The organism is endosymbiont of Acanthamoeba sp. UWC8 (assembly GCF_000730245.1).
Taxonomy (GTDB): Bacteria; Pseudomonadota; Alphaproteobacteria; order Rickettsiales; family Midichloriaceae; genus Jidaibacter.
In genome coordinates, this window is the sequence record NZ_CP004403.1 from 868,130 (window position 1) to 885,716 (window position 17,587).

Below are 17,587 nucleotides of genomic sequence, written 5' to 3' on the forward strand. Positions count from 1 at the left end.
TATATAGGACTAAACAAAATTAAAACTGGAATAAAATATATTAAGCAAGCATTGCTGTTTAAGAAAAAGTATTACGGAATGCACAATACAGCTATAGTCAAGTCCTTTAAAGAGTTGGTAATGTATGTATGAAGTTAAGAGATAAAAGCCAAGCTAAGAAATATTATAACAAAGCGCTTGGAATATATAATAGAGTGTTTGGAGAAAAGGATAAGGAGGTTATAAAGCTAAAAGAGTGTATTAGTAAAATAAACTGATAAGACCCTGGAGCCACAAGAAAAAACCATTATTTAAAAGACAGAGCTCTAATTGTACGATTGTAATACGGAGATAATAAAGTTACGGTTAAAAAATATACCCGAACCAAATGAATATAAGAAGCAGGGCGGGTGTTAGAATAAAAAACAAGTATGGTTCCTCACTCGTCTTCTTAGCGGAATGTACTGCCCTGGATTACTAAATATATTCCTAAAGAAAGAATATTTTAATAAAAACTAGGCCGATCTACATAGTTTAAAATAACCTAAGTTAAGCCTATTAAATATTTTACTTAATAAATTCTTAAAATACAAGAATTAAAATCTGTTTACCTTTTATTAACACTTAGTTGGTAAGATCAATAAATAATAGATCGATACCCACTTTAAATCATTATTAAGCATTTAAATTAATTGGGTAATTTATACAGGGGAACAGACGAATGGCGGAATTAACTACGGAAGATAAAAAGGTACAGGCCATAAGAGCATTGGATATAATTAAATCATTAATGAGGAGGGGTGTTGGCGATCCTACATTGTTACTTAAATCTGCTTTAAATATTATAGAAGGCAGCGGACTTGGATTGGAATATACCGATGAACTCTTTTTTGCTTTTCATGAAGGAATGAAAATTTATCAGGTTATACAATCTATAAAAGATGCTGCCTTAACAAATGATGTCGAGCACTTAAACTCTATTAAGAATGAGGTATTGAAAGATCTTAAGCAATTTAAGAAAAATTATGCTCAAACTTATATTAATGCAGGGTTAATCGACGAAATTCTAAAAGACCCTAATTCTAAGGAAGCTAAAATACATGGCACAAAATTAATAGAAAATTATAAAAATACAGAGGCGAATAAAGAAAGAATTTCTAATGGAGCACAAGATTTAAAGGGGCTGAAGGATACAAAAGAGAAACTTGTTGTAAAACATAATGAACTAGAAAAACATCCGCATAAACATCTTCCACATGTTAGTAATTTATTATCTGATATTAAAGAGGGAATAGTACATATTACACATGAAATAACTGAAGCAGAAAAAAGTTTTGTAAAAGATGTAAAAGGTTTTATAGCTCATGAAAAAGTTAAAGAGAGAATGGGTGAAAATCCTAATGCAGAAGAATTCTTGGAGTCTTTTATTGGCCAGTTAGATATAGAGATTAGCTCTGGAATAAATGATAAAGATTTAAGTAAATATGTAGGAGAATTAAAGCTAAGCTCTATTATTAGCAATCCTTACATGGATACGGTATTTGAAGACAAAAGAGTTGATAAAGAGACTATAAACATACAACAATCAACATCGGCTCCACCTAATGAAAAAACTTTTAATACAAAAAAAATGCAATTAGAAGACAACGAACAAAGAGATAAACTTAATAATGAAAAGCCGCTAAATAATTCTAAGGTAATAGATCAGAATGATTTAATAGAAGCACATAATATTATTTCAAAGTATCAGGAACATGATAGTTTGATAGCTAATAAAGAGGATAAATTTACTTCTAAAGAAAATGAAAGAAGGAGTAAAGAAGCACATAATAATATTTCAAAGTATCAGAAACATGATAATTTAATAGCTAATAAAGAGGATAAATTTACTTCTAAAGAAAGTGAAAGAAGGAGTAAAGAAGAAAATAATAATATAAACAGATAACATAGTACTTTAATATAGTTATTTCAAAAAATTATAAATATATACTAATACTTCCATTAATATTAATAATATTATATAATAAGAGTTATTATTACCATAGTTGTTAAAAGATTGCCTTAATACTACTATGTTAAACTAATTAATTTATAATTGGAGATCCATAATGAAACATGAATTACATGAAGCCATAAGAAACGGTGATGAAAAAAAGGTGATGGAATTAATAAATACTTCCAAAAATGTTTACGACCTTGTGAATTCGCGAGATTCAGAAGGAAGGACGCCTCTTCATATTTTTGCAATGTATCGTTCATATATTAGTGCTGAATTAATAGTAGCAAAGTACTTAATAGAAAATGAAGCTAATATAAATGCTGTGGATAATGAAGGTTTTACTCCATTGCATCTTGGAGTAGCAAGCTATGGTCATAAAGTTAAAATTGGAAGTCAGAAATTAGCAGAAGCTGGGAGCCAGTACCCTGAATTAAGGCTTCTCCAGGCATATTCGCCATTCCTAGGATGGCTTGTAGACAGCGGATGCGATACCATGATTAAATGTAATTTTCATAAAACAGCTTTAGGAATATTACAAGATATAATACCACAAGATATAAATGTTGATGAAAGATTGCTCTCGCAATCATATAGGCACTGGGAAGAAAAGGGACGTTATTTTGACTTTCAAGGTTATATGAGGCAACAACAAGGGCATACTGAGCGGGCTCAAAATACACCAGAACAAGTTTATAACAGTCATAACACAAATGGCCAAAGTTTACATGCTCAACGCCTAAAAGATCGTGACTCACAAGCTGAAAAAAAAGGTTGCTGTATAATGATGTAAACATAGAAGAATACTTCCTATAATAATGAAAATCAGGTGCTATTAATCATAATAATACTACCTGATTTTCTCTTTTCAAGACTATGGTGTTATATTTTAATGCTATGCTACTAAGGCAGAATTTAAGGTATAATTATAATAAAATTATTACATTAACCAATCAGCTATTTGCTTCAGTGTAGCAAATGGTAATCATTTATTATACAATTCTTAATAAAATAGCTATTGTCAAATTAATTAACATTCTTTAATCTTTTGCAAAGTTAAATAAATAACTTTGAGGCAATCAAAATGTCTATTTTTAAAAATGGTTTTGTTCTTAGCGCAGTAGCAGTAGCTTTGGTTGCGTTATCTGGCATTTACTCAAGTAATGCTGAAATAAGCATTTTTAATAATATGCCAGAAAGCATAGCACCTTATGTTAAAAATGGGATAAACATTGCATTTGAAAAAAGTATACTTTCTATACAAAAACCAGGCCATTAATTCTTAAAGTATGTTCTAATTTTATATATTTTGTTATATAAATATGGTAAATTAATAAATAGTTTTAATAATCTATTTTTTATAAATATAATTGAAATTTAATTATAAATTATATATAATTTATAAAGCATTACTAAAATAGAGGTAAAATGCTAAAATTAAGTTATATTGATTTATTCATTGTTATTACTTTTTTAGTAATATGTCTGATTATTGGCCTATATAAATCTGTTAAGATTAAGACTCTAAAGGATTTTGCTGTAGGTTATAAAAATATATCTGTTACAGTTCTGGTGTGCACTATATTTGCTTCTTCGGTAGGTGCCAGCAGTACTATTGGAATCACCAGTAAAATTTACGAATTTGGTGCAGTATTTATAGTGTTGCAGCTCCTCATACCCGTGTATTGGTTAATTACTGCAAAAATAGTCACTCGTAATATTGATCAGTTTAAGGATTGTATATCCATGGGTGAGATAATGTATAAGCTTTATGGTATGCCTGGGAGATGGATGCTAGCCTTAGCAGCTACTGCAAGAAGCTTAGGATCCTTAACAGCTCAAGCATTAGCCATGGGATATGTGTTTTACTACTTTTTAGGCATAGAAACAGGGTATGGTATATTAATTGGGTACGGTATAATTACTATTTATGCAGCACTAGGAGGTATCCGAGCAGTTATACATACAGAAACATTTAAATTTAATATTTTCTTTTTTATAATTCCTATTTCTTATATAGTCATTTTTACTCGTACAGGCGGGTTAGAGAATTTAATATCGCATCTTCCTGAATCTTACCTTCATTTAAAGCTTTCGAATGAAAACATAAAGTTCTTATCTAGTTTTATTATATACCTTTTATTACCAGGAGTTTATCCCGATTTTATACAAAGATGCTTAATGGCTAGAAATGCCGAACAGTTGAAACGTGCTTTGAATATGACTGCTTTAATATCACTTCCTTTTTCCGCAGCAATTTGCCTTATTGCTTATAAGATGAGAGCTGATTTTCCTAATATCAACCCTAATGATGCATTGTTGCACTTTGTTGGTATACTACCACCAATATTAAAAGGTACAATGGTAGCAGGACTGCTAGCTATTATTATGTCTGTAGCAGAAGCTACAATTAATGCAAGCAGTATTATCCTAGTCAATGATGTGCTTAAAGTTCTATACCCCAAGATTAGCAATACTTTACAGCTTATTGCTTTAAGGGGTATTACTATAATTCTATCCTTTGCTTCTTTGTGTATAATTAATTTAAGTCATGATATATTGCAGTTAGAGTGGTTGGTGGGTAACTTTTGGGAGCCTATAATTTCGATTCCTGCCATTGCAGGGTTTTTAGGTCTCAAGACTAATAGTAAATCTTTTATTGCAAGCGTAATAATGGCTATGGCTTTTATCATAATTGGGAGATTTATAGTCGGGGAGTTTACAGTCATCATTATGAGCTTTGGTATCATAGGAAGTGCAATAGGTTTATTTGGTATGCATTATTACCAGATATTTACCGGACAAGTTAAATTACAGCAAAGCCTACAAAAACCTAAGAATACAATAAGCCACAATATAGCTTTAAGTTTAGCAAGTAATTTATATAAGTCATTTAGATCTTCTATAAACTTACTTACATATAATCCTGGTCAACATAATTTAAAAATTAGGCAATTTTGTATTTATACACTAACTTACTATTTTACTTATAGCTTGCATTTAACATCTAACCCTGACCATGAAGTATTTGCATACCTCATAGCTATTGGTTATTTCTTCTGTATGGTTTTATTATTTAGGGAATCATTGTTTAGTAAAAATTTTATAAATAAATACCTACATTATTATTGGTATTTCTTACTTGCTTTCTGTTTGCCGTTTGTATCAAGTTATATGTTGTTTGTTAGCAAAGGAGATGATTTTTGGGTAATCAACGGCATACTATCTGCTTTTTCACTGTACTTGTTTGTAGATGCCAGAAGATTTATTCTTTTATATTCAATTGGGCTTATTTTTGGTTTTATTTTATTTAAATTAACTGGGCATAGCATTGAATCATTTGAGGAAATTACTACAGCAAGTAGCATAGCGTATATTTATTTATTCTTTACAACTATAACATTATTATTTTTTAGAAAGAAAGAAAAAGAACAAGATGAAAGGGTAGAAACCATGCATATGTTCGGTGGCGCAATGGCACATGAGGTAAAAAGTCCATTGGCTACTATGGATATGTATGCAGGACACTTAGGCTCATTACTGGAAGAAGCAACCAATAATAAACAGAAACAAGGAGACTTTTATCTTTTAAAAATTAAAGAAACTGAATTAGAAATGATTTTAGATGCCGGGAAGACATTGAAAAAAATAAGTTCCCATGGAATTACCACCGTTGATACTTTACTAGCTTCAATGAAGAGTTCCGTAATTTCTGATGATAAAAAAGAATTGTTTATGAATGAGTTTATAGATCTGGCAATATCTGAATATGAGCTCTTAAAGCAAAAACAAGACGGTATAAAGATTATAATCATAGATAACTTCCAATTTTATGGGTCTATGTATTTCATGAAGCAAATGTTATTCAACCTTCTTAACAATTCATATAAGTATGGTGGCAGAAACGTAAAAATAAATATAAGAGCAGAAAATAATAAGCTTTACTTTAGGGATGACGGTAAAGGTATTGCAGAAGAAGATATACCATATATATTTGATAAGTTTTATACCAAGAGTAAAAGCGGGACGGGTATCGGGCTTGCTTTCTGCAAAATGGTAATGCAGGACTTAGGAGGATATATTGAGTGCAAGTCAAGGTTAGGCAAATATACCGAATTTATCTTAACTTTCCCCAAAGCCAAGAAGATAAGGAAGCTAACTAAAAAGCAGTAAACTTTGATTATATAGTTAGTAAGATAACCACTATTATTTATATATTATTCATCTCTTCTCAGGAATTTTAAGTGTTTCTTCTATAGTTATATATACTGCTATTTTACCTTCCAAACCATAATGCGATGCCACCTCCATAAGTGCGCTTTTATTCTTTTAGTCTTTATGTATTTTAAGAATCCTATTATTAAACGTACTAGAAAATGCAGCAATTAGTAATCATATATCAAAAAAGTAGAAAATCTTTCCTTGCTATAGGTGATATGAGTATACTGTAAAATATACTATACCGCCCCACCTCAACCACTAAAACAAGCTTATAATATAAAAAAACAACAGCTTTATAAACTTTTAATGAAAAATATTAAAATTATTTTAATATCAGGACTTCCATACGTAGGTAGTGCCCTCTTATAATAATGAATTGTTACGGATTCAATCATTTATAAGAGGACTTATGAAAAACTTAAGCACAAAGAGCTTAACTCATCAAGGTATATTTTATGCCCCTATTCAACTTAATCTGAGATTATTAGAAAACATATGTATCGATGATAACCCTAAAATAAAATGTAAAAAAATTTATTCCAGATTTTTACACAAACTAAACTCTATAAAAACAAATAACACGGTAAAACAAGATTCCGATGCTTTAGATTATCCCTCCCCAGATGAAATCTGGGATAGTATTGCATTAGAAGGAAATAAAAAACATAACCACATTGATTTTAAAGCATCATCTATTCATAAAAGTTTAAAAGGTTCGTTTATTGTATCTTCAGATGGATATAGAAGCCCATTTAAAAAGGTTGAGAGTATTAAACCATCAGATATAGCTACTATTGCAATGGGTGGTATTGATTTTGACACAATGGAACATTTTGGCGCGTTAAGAAAAAACCTATTCCAATTTTACTCATGTTTAGGGATAGAAACAGGAGAAAAGGATATGAATAAAACATATTTTTATTTCCCACTTCATACTAAGGAAAAAAGGTACCATGAAATACTTAACTTCCATACCCAACCAAGTTATGCCTCCGAAGAAATGACCGAACTTACATTAAAGTATGTTTTGCCAAAAATAGAATATGAGCAGCCGCTTTCTTTCTTTTGTTTTAGTGCCTCTTGTAGAGAGCTTATGATGATTGAAAATGTTTGTAAGCAATATTTTAAAGACAAAGGTACCCAGGAGAGAGAAGTAAAAAGGCTTATGTCTTACGTTAATGCAGTTCTAGTCGGCTATGCTTTTGATTGGTCAATTGCTCCTGAAGAACCGGGATTTAGTAAGCTTGTATTACTCTCTACCGAGGACTTCGGAATATTAAGACCAAGGTTTAACAGGGAATTAGTCTATGGTGCTTCTTGCTTGGAACGGGGGCTCAATTTAATACAAAAAAGCGAAGAAAGTTTTGATAAAGCTTTAATTTTCGGATGTGATACGATCCCAATACAAATAGCTGATAAAGTTAATTGGAAGGGTCATTCTCTTCCCCATTATGTGCATGCTTTTACACAGCAGCTTGCAAATAAAGACAAGCAAGAACTTATAAATGTATACTGCTCTAAGTAATATTTGTATTAAAGATTAAATAGGATATATTACCCCCTTATATCCTATTTGTTGTATAATTTTTAATTTATTATCAAGAATGTTAAGAAAATGTTTACTTGTTTGCAGCTTGCTATTTATCCTCAATATCATATTAAGTGCTGTTTTTCTATTTAAAGTTGGAGATATGCAAAAAAATACATTTGAGATACTAGAACAAAACCTTGATAAAAAAGCTGCACAAATTAATTCACAAATTAATTTAATCAGTAGTTACTTTAAAGTAGCAGGGTTTGATGCAATAAATGATTTGGATAGCCACCTTGAAATTTTAAAAGCAAATCTTGGAAATGATACTTTTGATTTCAGTAATATCATTATTGCCGATCTACAAGGTAAGATAATATTTGCAACCCAACCATGTTCAACAAATAATTGCTCTATACGGCACAGAGACTATTTTAAGCAATCTTTACAAAATCCTAACATAGTACATCAAGGTAAGTTAGTAGAAGGTATAATATCCAATACACAAGCTATACCTTTTAGTAAAGCGCTTGAATATAATGATACCATTTACGGAATAATCATTATAGGGCTTGATACCAAAGATTTTTATAGCTCACTGATCCGCCATAAATATTTAAATTTTAAGGCAAGTTCTTTGAAACCCATGGAAGATGACCATAAAATATATACTATTAATCAAGCAATTTCCAAACCGCTTTGTATAGAACTAAATAATACTGTCTACGAGCTTGGGATAATACCCAATAAGGAATTTTATTTAGATTTTTTCAAATTCATTCTTCCTTGGGATATTGTCTTTTTAGTTTTAGTGGCAATCTTTTTGAAAATACAGAAAGGAAAAAACAAAATGATAGCGCTTTATCGTCAGTTATTTAGTAGCAGCCAACCGGAAATAGAACAATTTCAAAATAATTCGCTTTCTGATAGTTATGAAATAGCTTCCGATATTTTAATTAAAGTTTCACAGTTGATTAAAGATTACCGGTTTAATATATCTAATGTAGAAAAAATAGTAGAGGAGTTAATTAAAGAAGTTAGTCAAAATGAATTAGAAACTGCACATTTAGGGCAAGAAATAATTGATTTAATTAATGATAAAAGCATTAATTTAAATGAAGAATATATTACTACTCTTAAAGAGCTGCATATTAATACAGCTGATAATATTTATATTATTAATTCACTTTTAACCTTATTGAAGCAAAATTTATATAGCTTAAAAGATAAGAAGGGTACTATAAAGCTTAATGACCTCAAACTAAATTTAACTCAATTCTTAAAATTTAAATGTTCGGAATCAGACTGGACTTTAAAAGTATATGTTCAGCCTTTTTATCAGATGATAGACTTAATAAATGCTTATTTTGATCTTAAAAATGAGCATTATTCTTCTGAAGTGGAAATTACTACTTTAGAAGATTCTAGAATTCTCTTAACATTCTCAGGAGTGCCAAAAAATATAAATAACTTAACAAGCACAAAATTAAGGAATGAAATATTATACTATTATAAAATAAAGTTATTGGCACAGATAAACTTTGGTAATGTAGAGCTATTTGAGTTGGAAGATAAATTGACTTTAACCTTAGAATTTCCTCTTGAAATACAAGATAAGCAATTCTCCATAGAAGAAAATATTAAAAAACATATTAGCTTGAAGTAAATAAGTTTTAGGGGCTTCTATGAATTTAAACAATAAAATTAAGTCATTAGTAATGATTCCCGGCTCAGGAGAATTTGTTTACTCAGCTAGTATAGTATATGACTATAAAGGCGATCCTATAAATGCTGTAAATGGAATTAACGAATCAAATATTATTTTAACAGTTAAGCAACTCAAACAAAATTTTCCGGAGCTTAAAAATATATCATTAGTTGTTGGCTGGTTTGCAAATACGACTGAAGCCAAAAATATAAAAATAATACCGAAAGTTGAAAGTAAATCTCCGGTTAAAGGAGAGGACTGGAAGGTAGATAAATATACAAGAAACACGGCTGAGCCAGTTCTTCAAGTAAACGGTATACCAAACTGGGGTGGTACTCCAAGTGATAAATCAGTAATTGAAGCTTGTGAATTGCTTTATAACAATGGGTACAATGTTATGCTTTATCCAATGCTTTACATTGATTTACCAGGCAAACCTTGGAGAGGAAGCATTAAGGCTAACTCTTCATCTGAAATTAAACATTTTTTTAATCAGTATAATAAATTCATCTTTCATTATGCTTCTTTAGAATACCAAGGTAAAAGAATTACAGATTATATAGATAAGTTTATTATCGGCTCAGAATTTAAAGAGTTATTAAAATACCAAGATGATAAAGATAACTTTAAAGCAGTTGATAAGATGATAAACTTAGCTTCAAAAGTTAAAACTTTAGTAGGCGATAAAGTTGAACTTACTTATGCCGCTAATTGGGATGAGTACCATCATACTGAAGGAGGTTGGTACCATTTAGATAAGTTATGGGTCTCTCCTGATATTTCGTTTATAGGCATTAATGCTTATTTCCCCTTAACAGATAATCTACCCCAAAAAGAAATTACATATAAGATAATTAGAAAAGGTTGGGAATATGGAGAGTATTTTGACTATTTTAAAGATACAAAAGGAACTAAGCATCCGTTAGCACCGAAATGGGCTATAAAAAATATAGAGTATTGGTGGAAAAATTACCATATAAACCCGGATGGCAAGTATACTGATTGGAAACCAAAAATGAAAAGGATAGTTTTTACAGAAGTAGGCTTTCCCTCTATTGACGGCTGCACAAACCAACCAAACTTTTTTACCGATATTAATCAAAGTAGCTATAAAGCACCGATAAGGTCAGAAGAAAAAGTTAATTATAAAGCACAAAACCTAGCTATTGAAGCTACTATAGATTATTGGAAGGATAAATCATCTGAGCCGGTAAACAAGGGGTTAGTTAATCCTGAAGATATTTATATATATGCTATTGATGCCAGACATAAGTTTTACAAATATCCTAGCTATTATTCCGATGCAATTAATTACAATTATGGTCATTGGGTAAAAGCAAGCAATACCGATGTGCAATCAAATGTTTACTATCCATTTTTTATAATAGGCATAATAGTTTTAATTATTTTATTAATTGATAGGTTTAAAAACAAGACTTAATAACCGCTATACATCAAACTTTCAGCTTTTCTGCGTTTTATTAAGCCGTTTAGTTTTCTGTTTCCTGCCCAAATCCACCGCTGTAATTGGTTCGGAACCTCATCATGCTCTTCTCGGTTTACCTTTAAACGAAGAGTGGATCTTTGAAGTGCTCCTGCACCTAAGTTAAAGGTAAAGGATACCAGCGCATTAAACTGCATGTCAGACAGGGGCACTGCAATTAAGCGCAGAACCGCATGCTCGGCAATTTTAAGATCCTGTTTTAATAACTTTTCTGCTGCTTCTTTGGTAATAACCTCTGGAAACTTTTCATAGTTTTTTACCATATGGCCATACCCGATAGTCGGATATCCTGCCGGGCAAATATATAAGGTTTCCGAAAACCCTTCAAAATGTTTGATTAGATTCAACCCTTCTTGAGTAATAGATCTCATCTGCCGACTCTTGCCTTGGCTAATGCACGCTGCCCGAAATAAAAGCTGATTATACCGGCAAATATCACGGCATCATCTTCAGTCCATAGTGTTTGATAAACTACTATAAAAGGAACGCCAACCTCAGGCAATGCTAAAAAAGACATAAATTTTATTAACACATAAAGGGTAAAAAACGAATAAGCAATGATGGGACGAACCGTTCCGTTTAATGCATCCACCCAAGTAATCTTAGTGGTATATGTCCTGTAAATCGCTTGGCTTTCCGCAACATCCGCCTGTATGTTAATTTCCTCTAGCCGCTCTCTATGTCCCTGAGTTTGGAAATCCATCTGCATCTTAAGCAATGTAACTTCATGCTTTTTATCTGTCGCATCTTTGTATAACTTAATTATTTCAGGAAAAATTGAACCTAAGAACCCAAGTAAAGTTCCAAGTAATGTCATCATAATTATACTTCTCCTATTTTACTTGGAATGCCCTGCTATAAAACTTAAGAACGCAATAATTCCCGTCCATAATGCACCTAAAAATAAAAGCATACGTAAACTTCCCCTTCCCTGATCGGCAAAGGCAGTTAATATCTTAACTTCTTGGGTTAGAACATCTAAAGCTTTGGTGAGGTTTTCGATTTGTAACTGCATTACGACTATTTTCGTTATCAGTTCTTTTTCAGTAACTTTGGTTTTATTTACTCCCAATTCCATGCTCCTCTAGGTTTAAAATACTGTATTGTAATCTGCACGCTTCCTCCGCTAAATTTACCGTCATTTGCGGCAACCCTTACAGGAGTATCATTATAATAAGCAATCGGGTGATAACTTACTCCGATATTAGTAGTATTTAGAGATATGCCGATTTTATCCCCGTACCTGTTCTTCTCATCAGGTACACCGACATTAAATGAGCTTACCCCTTTAACTTCCGCATGAACCCATGTATTTACGGCAATCACTAAAGCACGCTTAGGTATTTTTATATTTGTATCAACTGAAGTGCCTAATAAATTAATTTTCTCATCTTTTTGCTCTATGCTTAAAAATTCACTAGCCTTCTTTACTCCTTCAGGCACCCAATTTAAGCCGTTATAAGTATAAAACTGTTCACTCGCCTCCACCCATACTTTCAGCATCTTAAAAGGTGCGGTAAAAAACCAACTTCCTCCTTGACCTGCCTGTGCTATATGTTTTTCCTTGCCTTGCCAAGCTCCTACGGGTGATTCCCCGATAATCCAACATTTACCTATACTCGGATTATCGGGAGGGTTGTTCAGATTTATATCTTCAACCACTGATTGAGTTAAAACATCTAAGATATTCAGTGCTTCATTATGAGTAACTTCCTTTTGGGATTGAGATTGTAAAATATAAGGAAGGCCAAGCCTGGGTGTAGTATTATTCATTTAAACCTCTTTAGATTTTTTAAATTGTTGCATTTGCCGCATAGCCTCTGCCTATGCTTGCAGAAAGCTGATAAACTTTAACTGTAATCTTATCTTGTACCAAGCCGAAGTCTGCTATCTGCCGGTCTATAGGGTAAATTACTTGAGTCTTAGATATACCTGAAATAGTACGCTTAATTTTTCCTTCACCCATGATATCGACCTCATAAGCCTCAACCTCTTCAGCAAGCGGTATATCAACTCCATCAAGCCAGTCTCCTCCTATACGAGTTCTCCGTTTCCAGCTTATGATGATATTACCGCTCTCATCACGTACTCCTCTGATATGAACCGGTGAATAAGGCTTTAATGCTTTTGCCGAATAAGTAAAATTTTGTGCTTCGGTATCACTAAGCGATGCTTCTATAGTTACCGGCTTATATTCTTTTGACATATTAAATGACGATTGAGGCATTAACTCTTTGGCAACCGTACTGTTAAGTAGAATAAACCTTTCCCCGATTTTATGGCTTTCCATTGCCCCTTCCGTACCTAACCTTCCGCGTAATAATCCGCTTAAGCGATATTGAAAGTCGCCGATAAGTATAGCATTCTTAAACTGGATTATTTCATCTCCTATCACACAGGCATTAGCACCGTTAAGTATTGCTATTTCAGTAACCGACTGCAACTCCCCGTAAATAAGCATGATGTCAATACAAGTTGCATTATCCCAAGTATAGTGCTGAGTACTCGGTATAGTATTCATTACTGCTCCCATAGTTGCTTGAGTAGTAATACGGCGTATAAGCTCGTAATTTTCTCCTCCGTCATTTGAGCAGTATATTGCTGATCCTGCCCAAGTGCTTCCCATACCTACCGTGCAATAACGTAAAACTGCTTCACTTGCATTATCCGTCGGGAAAGCAGGTAAATCAAGCAGCTCTAACCTGCTCGGAGAGACTTTAGCTGTAAGCTCGGTGTTAGACGGTATAACACCGGCTGGGATATAAAAGTCATAAGCGGTAATATCTTCGGCAACTGCGGTCACTTCCTGCATTCCGCTTTGCGTTAATTTAGTCGAGGTAATTCGAATAGAATGAATTACTCCTTCTTTATTTAAGGTAATGATATCGGTCGGTTCAATTGTTATATATTTAGGAGGCAGGGTAAATTGATAATGAAGTCGTTGTACCCATGCATTATATAATAAAACATCCGCTATATTCTTTGCCTGTTGATCTGAAAGTATAAGGGGCAGATTAATATTTAAAGAATCGACAGCCTTTACGGTTTGTCTCTGCGAAGATTGAACTGCCGATTGATACCCTCTTGTTTTATTAAGGTAAATAATATCTACCTGTCTTGGTAAATCAAGCTCTTGAGTACGCGTCAGGGTAAGAATTTCACTATCGTTTTCTTTGATTGCTAATTCACTGTAATCAACGGCAGCACAAGGAATACCGCCGCGCTTTACAAACTTTAATATTCCTTCTGATTCTACACTATCAAACGGATAAGCAATAGCTAACTGTTCAAGAATGCTTCTTAATGTTTGCCGGGAAGTAATTATATACCCTTCAACTATGTTATTTAAGCGACCGGTATCATATATAGTAGGATCTAACCCGACTTTACCGAGTAGCTCGGCAATAATCCGACCGAGGTTGGAAAGCCCGAGTTTCCCCTGCACCCAATGACCTGTCTTCCAATTATTATAATCCGCCCAAACTCTATGTAGATCCGGCCAAAAAGGAAATGGCCTTGCATCCCAAGTCCAAACAAATTTCTTTGCTACTAAACCCGGTTCTTCTAAACTCAAACTATCCAAATAATCAATTGAGGCATTTAAGGCATTCCTTTGAGCTAAAAAATCTATCCTTCCTTTTGAGCCTCTCGGAAAATTACTTTCACTTGAAGATGAATCATAAAACACATTAGGCTGATTAGAACAACCGTCAACTGAAGAAAATCCTATCTCGGTAAACCACAACGGTTTCATTTTAGGTTGCCACTCGGTATTACTGCCGTCAGGGTTAATGTGTTTACCGCTCCACCAATGCTTTATATTCTTCCAGGCATAAGTAGCATTTCCATAATCGGTTTTACCGGTACGTTTTACCGAATCAATATAATAATAATCCCAGCCCTCTCCTTGTGTCCAACCGTCATAAACTTTTTTATAATCAATTTGGTTTTGCGGTAAATCAGGAGTGAGCGGAAAATAACAATCAATACCGATAATATCAATATTCTCATCCGACCAAAGCGGATCAAGATTATACCAACCGTTTACGGAATGATATTCACTCCAGTCAGCTCCGTAAATTAACTTAACCTTCTCTCCAACTTCTTTTTTAACTAAGCCTGCAAGACTTTTCAAACAATCTACGGCAGGAAATACTCCGCTCTCACTCATATATTGCGTAAGTCCTACCAGCTCGGAACCTATCATGAAAGCATCTATGTAATTTTTAAGAGCTTCCTTATCTTCTTTCATATTTACATAATGGAGTATAAAGCCATTATAACCGTTTTTCCGCTCAAAAAATTTAAGTACGTCAGAAACGGAGTTAGGAATAATTCTACCCCGCCACGGTTTACATTCAGGTGTAATAGTATCAATTTGCAGCATAGGATAAAGCAGCACTTTATAGCCTCGGCTTTTTAGTTCCCTACAAAGCCTAAATATGCTTTTATCAGTAGGTGTACCTCCGTAGGTCGGCGTGCCGTGCGGAAAGTATAAAAGTTTATAAGCATTGCTTCTGCTAAAATTACCGACCCTCCATTCATCAGGAGTAATTTTAGTATTTCTGCCTTCATGCTCAACCCCGGGCTTTATCACACCTAACCCAGGATCTTTGGAATCCGTGAACCAGTTAATCACTACCGATACCCATTCTACATTCTTAAGGGTAGTTTTAAGATCATCAAGTGCAACCAGTACGTCAGCTTTAGAAGATACATTGTTCCTATTTATCTTTTCCGATTTTCCCGCCTGAAAGAAATTGCCTGACTCATCAACGGCTCCCGTAGTTTTTTCCTGTATAACGGTGTCATATACATATTCTCCTGCTCCCGGGATTAAAGTAATCTCTTTTATTTTGTCCTCTAAATCTCCCGGCAGCTTAACCGTGCGCTGTACTTCAAAGGTAAAATTAGGGATACGGTTACCGAACCTTGCGAGCGGAAAATCTTTAATTACTACATAAGCAATGCCTCTATAGCCGGGCATTTGATTTGCAGGATGAAATGATGCCATAAAGCTATCGGGCATTTGATCTTCGGTACCTAAATAAAGCGTATAGCTGCCTTCGGTTAAATTAAGCTGCATACTATCCGCCCATGCACGAGTGATCTTATCAATCACTCCTTCGCAAATAGCAATTGCTAGACTAACACTATAAGAGTAGCTATTAGTAGTAGTTGTTACTCTGCCGCCCCCGCCGCCTTTACCTCCGCCTGAGGTATGAGTTGTAGTACTTACATGCTCTTTTATGGGAAGCGACCAGATAATATTACCTGCAATCCTTCCACTGCCGTAAACAATGGGTATTACTTTACCGTATACGGAAACCTGTACCATCAGCTCAGCCATGCGTGAGCCTTCCTGATGGATATTGTGGTTTTTACCTCCACCGAATAGAGAACGATCGACCATCCCGCCCAGATAAGCACCCGCAAGCCCTGCAACTCCCGATAGAAAAGCCCCTGCTCCCAATGCTGTTGCTCCTGAGCCTGCAGCTGTTGCTAAAACTATACTTGCCATCTGAATACTTTAGTTAGTCTTTCATTCCATTCTTCATCAAAATAATGCTCTACAACCTTACGAGCTCTTGCCTCAGAATGAATTATACCCCGCTTCCCTCCGTAATTACTTATGATTGCCAGATGCTGAGGGTTATTGTTAATCAGAAATAATCCTATGTCTCCCGGTTCTATCTCACTAGTAGGTACTTCAATCAATATACTCATAAGCTTTGCCGTTAAGTGATTGCTATCAGGTTCTTTGGAATAATTGATCTCATCGTAGGAACTTAATCTAATCCCGTCTTTATCTTTTAAGTTTAGTTCATCTGCAACTCCGACAATAAGGCCTAAACAGTCGCATCCTATCCCTTTAATCCTTCCCTGGTGATGAAACGCTGTGCCCAGCCAAGTCCTCGCCTGCTCAACAATTAAGTTTGAAGTTTTAGTCATATTTGTTTATGGTGAACGCTTGAGTAGAAATAAAGTATACTATGGCTTATATATTTATGGATGAAAGCGGGTGCTTGGGTTTTAATTTTTCTAAACCCAAAACTTCTAAACATTTTATAATATCATTTTTATTTTGTACTAATAAGAGGCCTATAGAAAAGGTAGTTAAAAAAATATTTCAATCTTTTCCTCAGAAGGAAAGAAAATCTTGTTCCGGAGTTCTTCATTGTAATAAAGAATCACCAAAAACCAGAATTAAGCTTTTTAATAGCTTAAAAGAATTAGAGATTACGGTTATGTTTATTAGGCTTAATAAAAATAAAGTCTATACTAATCTGCATAATGAGAAACCTGTACTTTATAATTATGTAACCAATATTTTATTAGATAGAATTTTTTCAAAGAAACTTATTCCTACTAATGAGAAAATCTTTCTTATAGCCTCAAGAAGAGAAACAAATTATTTCCTTAATGAAAATTTTAAAAATTATATTAAAAGTAAAAACCACGCAGATATAGAGGTTATAATTAAAACCCCTGCACAGGAAAAAGCTCTACAAGCAGCTGATTTTATAAGCTGGGCTGCATTTAGAAAATATGAAAGGAATGATGAAAGCTATTATACTCTAATAAAGAAACTAATAATCGAAGATTGTCCTTTATTCGGTTAAAGCAAGATGCCTTAGATGCTATTTA

The 17,587-nt window shown here is 33.4% G+C and carries 14 protein-coding genes; 8 read left to right on the plus strand and 6 right to left on the minus strand.

Annotated elements, in window-relative coordinates; all coding sequences use genetic code 11:
* The first annotated feature begins 700 nt into the window (after positions 1 to 700).
* The 7 genes from I862_RS04245 to I862_RS04275 all read left to right on the plus strand — a co-directional run bounded on the left by I862_RS04245 (position 701) and on the right by I862_RS04275 (position 10,876).
* The gene (locus tag I862_RS04245; protein WP_038539261.1) at positions 701 to 1,924 is read left to right on the plus strand and encodes a hypothetical protein; all 1,224 of its coding nucleotides are present in this window, start codon (positions 701 to 703) and stop codon (positions 1,922 to 1,924) included.
* 163 nt (positions 1,925 to 2,087) lie between these two features.
* On the plus strand, positions 2,088 to 2,768 hold the full coding sequence (locus I862_RS07855; RefSeq protein WP_052646414.1) for an ankyrin repeat domain-containing protein: 681 nt from the start codon (positions 2,088 to 2,090) through the stop codon (positions 2,766 to 2,768).
* 291 nt (positions 2,769 to 3,059) lie between these two features.
* Positions 3,060 to 3,254: a hypothetical protein gene (locus tag I862_RS04255; protein ID WP_038539264.1), complete on the plus strand. Its 195-nt coding sequence runs from the start codon at positions 3,060 to 3,062 to the stop codon at positions 3,252 to 3,254.
* A gap of 149 nt (positions 3,255 to 3,403) precedes the next feature.
* Positions 3,404 to 6,148 carry a sodium:solute symporter family transporter gene (locus I862_RS04260; RefSeq protein ID WP_038539268.1) on the plus strand — a complete coding sequence of 915 codons (2,745 nt, stop codon included), beginning with the start codon at positions 3,404 to 3,406 and terminating at the stop codon, positions 6,146 to 6,148.
* A gap of 457 nt (positions 6,149 to 6,605) precedes the next feature.
* Positions 6,606 to 7,721 carry a hypothetical protein gene (locus I862_RS04265; protein WP_038539270.1) on the plus strand — a complete coding sequence of 372 codons (1,116 nt, stop codon included), beginning with the start codon at positions 6,606 to 6,608 and terminating at the stop codon, positions 7,719 to 7,721.
* Between the two features lie 166 nt (positions 7,722 to 7,887).
* Entirely contained in the window at positions 7,888 to 9,393 is a 1,506-nt protein-coding gene (locus I862_RS04270; protein WP_038539273.1) for a PDC sensor domain-containing protein, read from the plus strand.
* Between the two features lie 19 nt (positions 9,394 to 9,412).
* Entirely contained in the window at positions 9,413 to 10,876 is a 1,464-nt protein-coding gene (locus I862_RS04275; RefSeq protein WP_052646416.1) for a baseplate megatron protein TIM-barrel domain-containing protein, read from the plus strand.
* Here the strand turns inward: I862_RS04275 and I862_RS04280 are convergent.
* Genes I862_RS04280 through I862_RS04305 form a run of 6 tightly spaced genes read right to left on the minus strand, consistent with a single transcriptional unit; the run spans position 10,873 to position 16,891 of the window.
* A complete protein-coding gene (locus I862_RS04280; RefSeq protein ID WP_038539276.1) occupies positions 10,873 to 11,310 on the minus strand; it encodes a lysozyme in 438 nt (145 codons plus the stop codon). The two genes, I862_RS04275 and I862_RS04280, sit on opposite strands and share 4 nt — an antisense overlap.
* Positions 11,307 to 11,759: a 3TM-type holin gene (locus I862_RS04285; protein WP_038539279.1), complete on the minus strand. Its 453-nt coding sequence runs from the start codon at positions 11,757 to 11,759 to the stop codon at positions 11,307 to 11,309. The genes I862_RS04280 and I862_RS04285 overlap by 4 nt, the downstream gene beginning before the upstream one ends.
* Positions 11,760 to 11,777: 18 nt before the next feature.
* Positions 11,778 to 12,017, minus strand: a complete 240-nt coding sequence (locus I862_RS04290) for a hypothetical protein (protein WP_038539282.1) — start codon at positions 12,015 to 12,017, stop codon at positions 11,778 to 11,780.
* Positions 12,002 to 12,712 (minus strand): DUF2793 domain-containing protein, encoded by a 711-nt coding sequence (locus I862_RS04295; RefSeq protein WP_052646418.1) that lies wholly within the window; start codon positions 12,710 to 12,712, stop codon positions 12,002 to 12,004. The genes I862_RS04290 and I862_RS04295 overlap by 16 nt, the downstream gene beginning before the upstream one ends.
* A gap of 19 nt (positions 12,713 to 12,731) precedes the next feature.
* Positions 12,732 to 16,460 carry a baseplate multidomain protein megatron gene (locus I862_RS04300; RefSeq protein WP_038539285.1) on the minus strand — a complete coding sequence of 1,243 codons (3,729 nt, stop codon included), beginning with the start codon at positions 16,458 to 16,460 and terminating at the stop codon, positions 12,732 to 12,734.
* Positions 16,448 to 16,891, minus strand: a complete 444-nt coding sequence (locus I862_RS04305) for a C40 family peptidase (RefSeq protein WP_038539287.1) — start codon at positions 16,889 to 16,891, stop codon at positions 16,448 to 16,450. The genes I862_RS04300 and I862_RS04305 overlap by 13 nt, the downstream gene beginning before the upstream one ends.
* A 41-nt stretch (positions 16,892 to 16,932) precedes the next feature.
* Between I862_RS04305 and I862_RS04310 the strand changes: the two genes are divergently transcribed.
* Positions 16,933 to 17,562 (plus strand): DUF3800 domain-containing protein, encoded by a 630-nt coding sequence (locus tag I862_RS04310; protein WP_038539290.1) that lies wholly within the window; start codon positions 16,933 to 16,935, stop codon positions 17,560 to 17,562.
* Positions 17,563 to 17,587 lie beyond the last annotated feature (25 nt).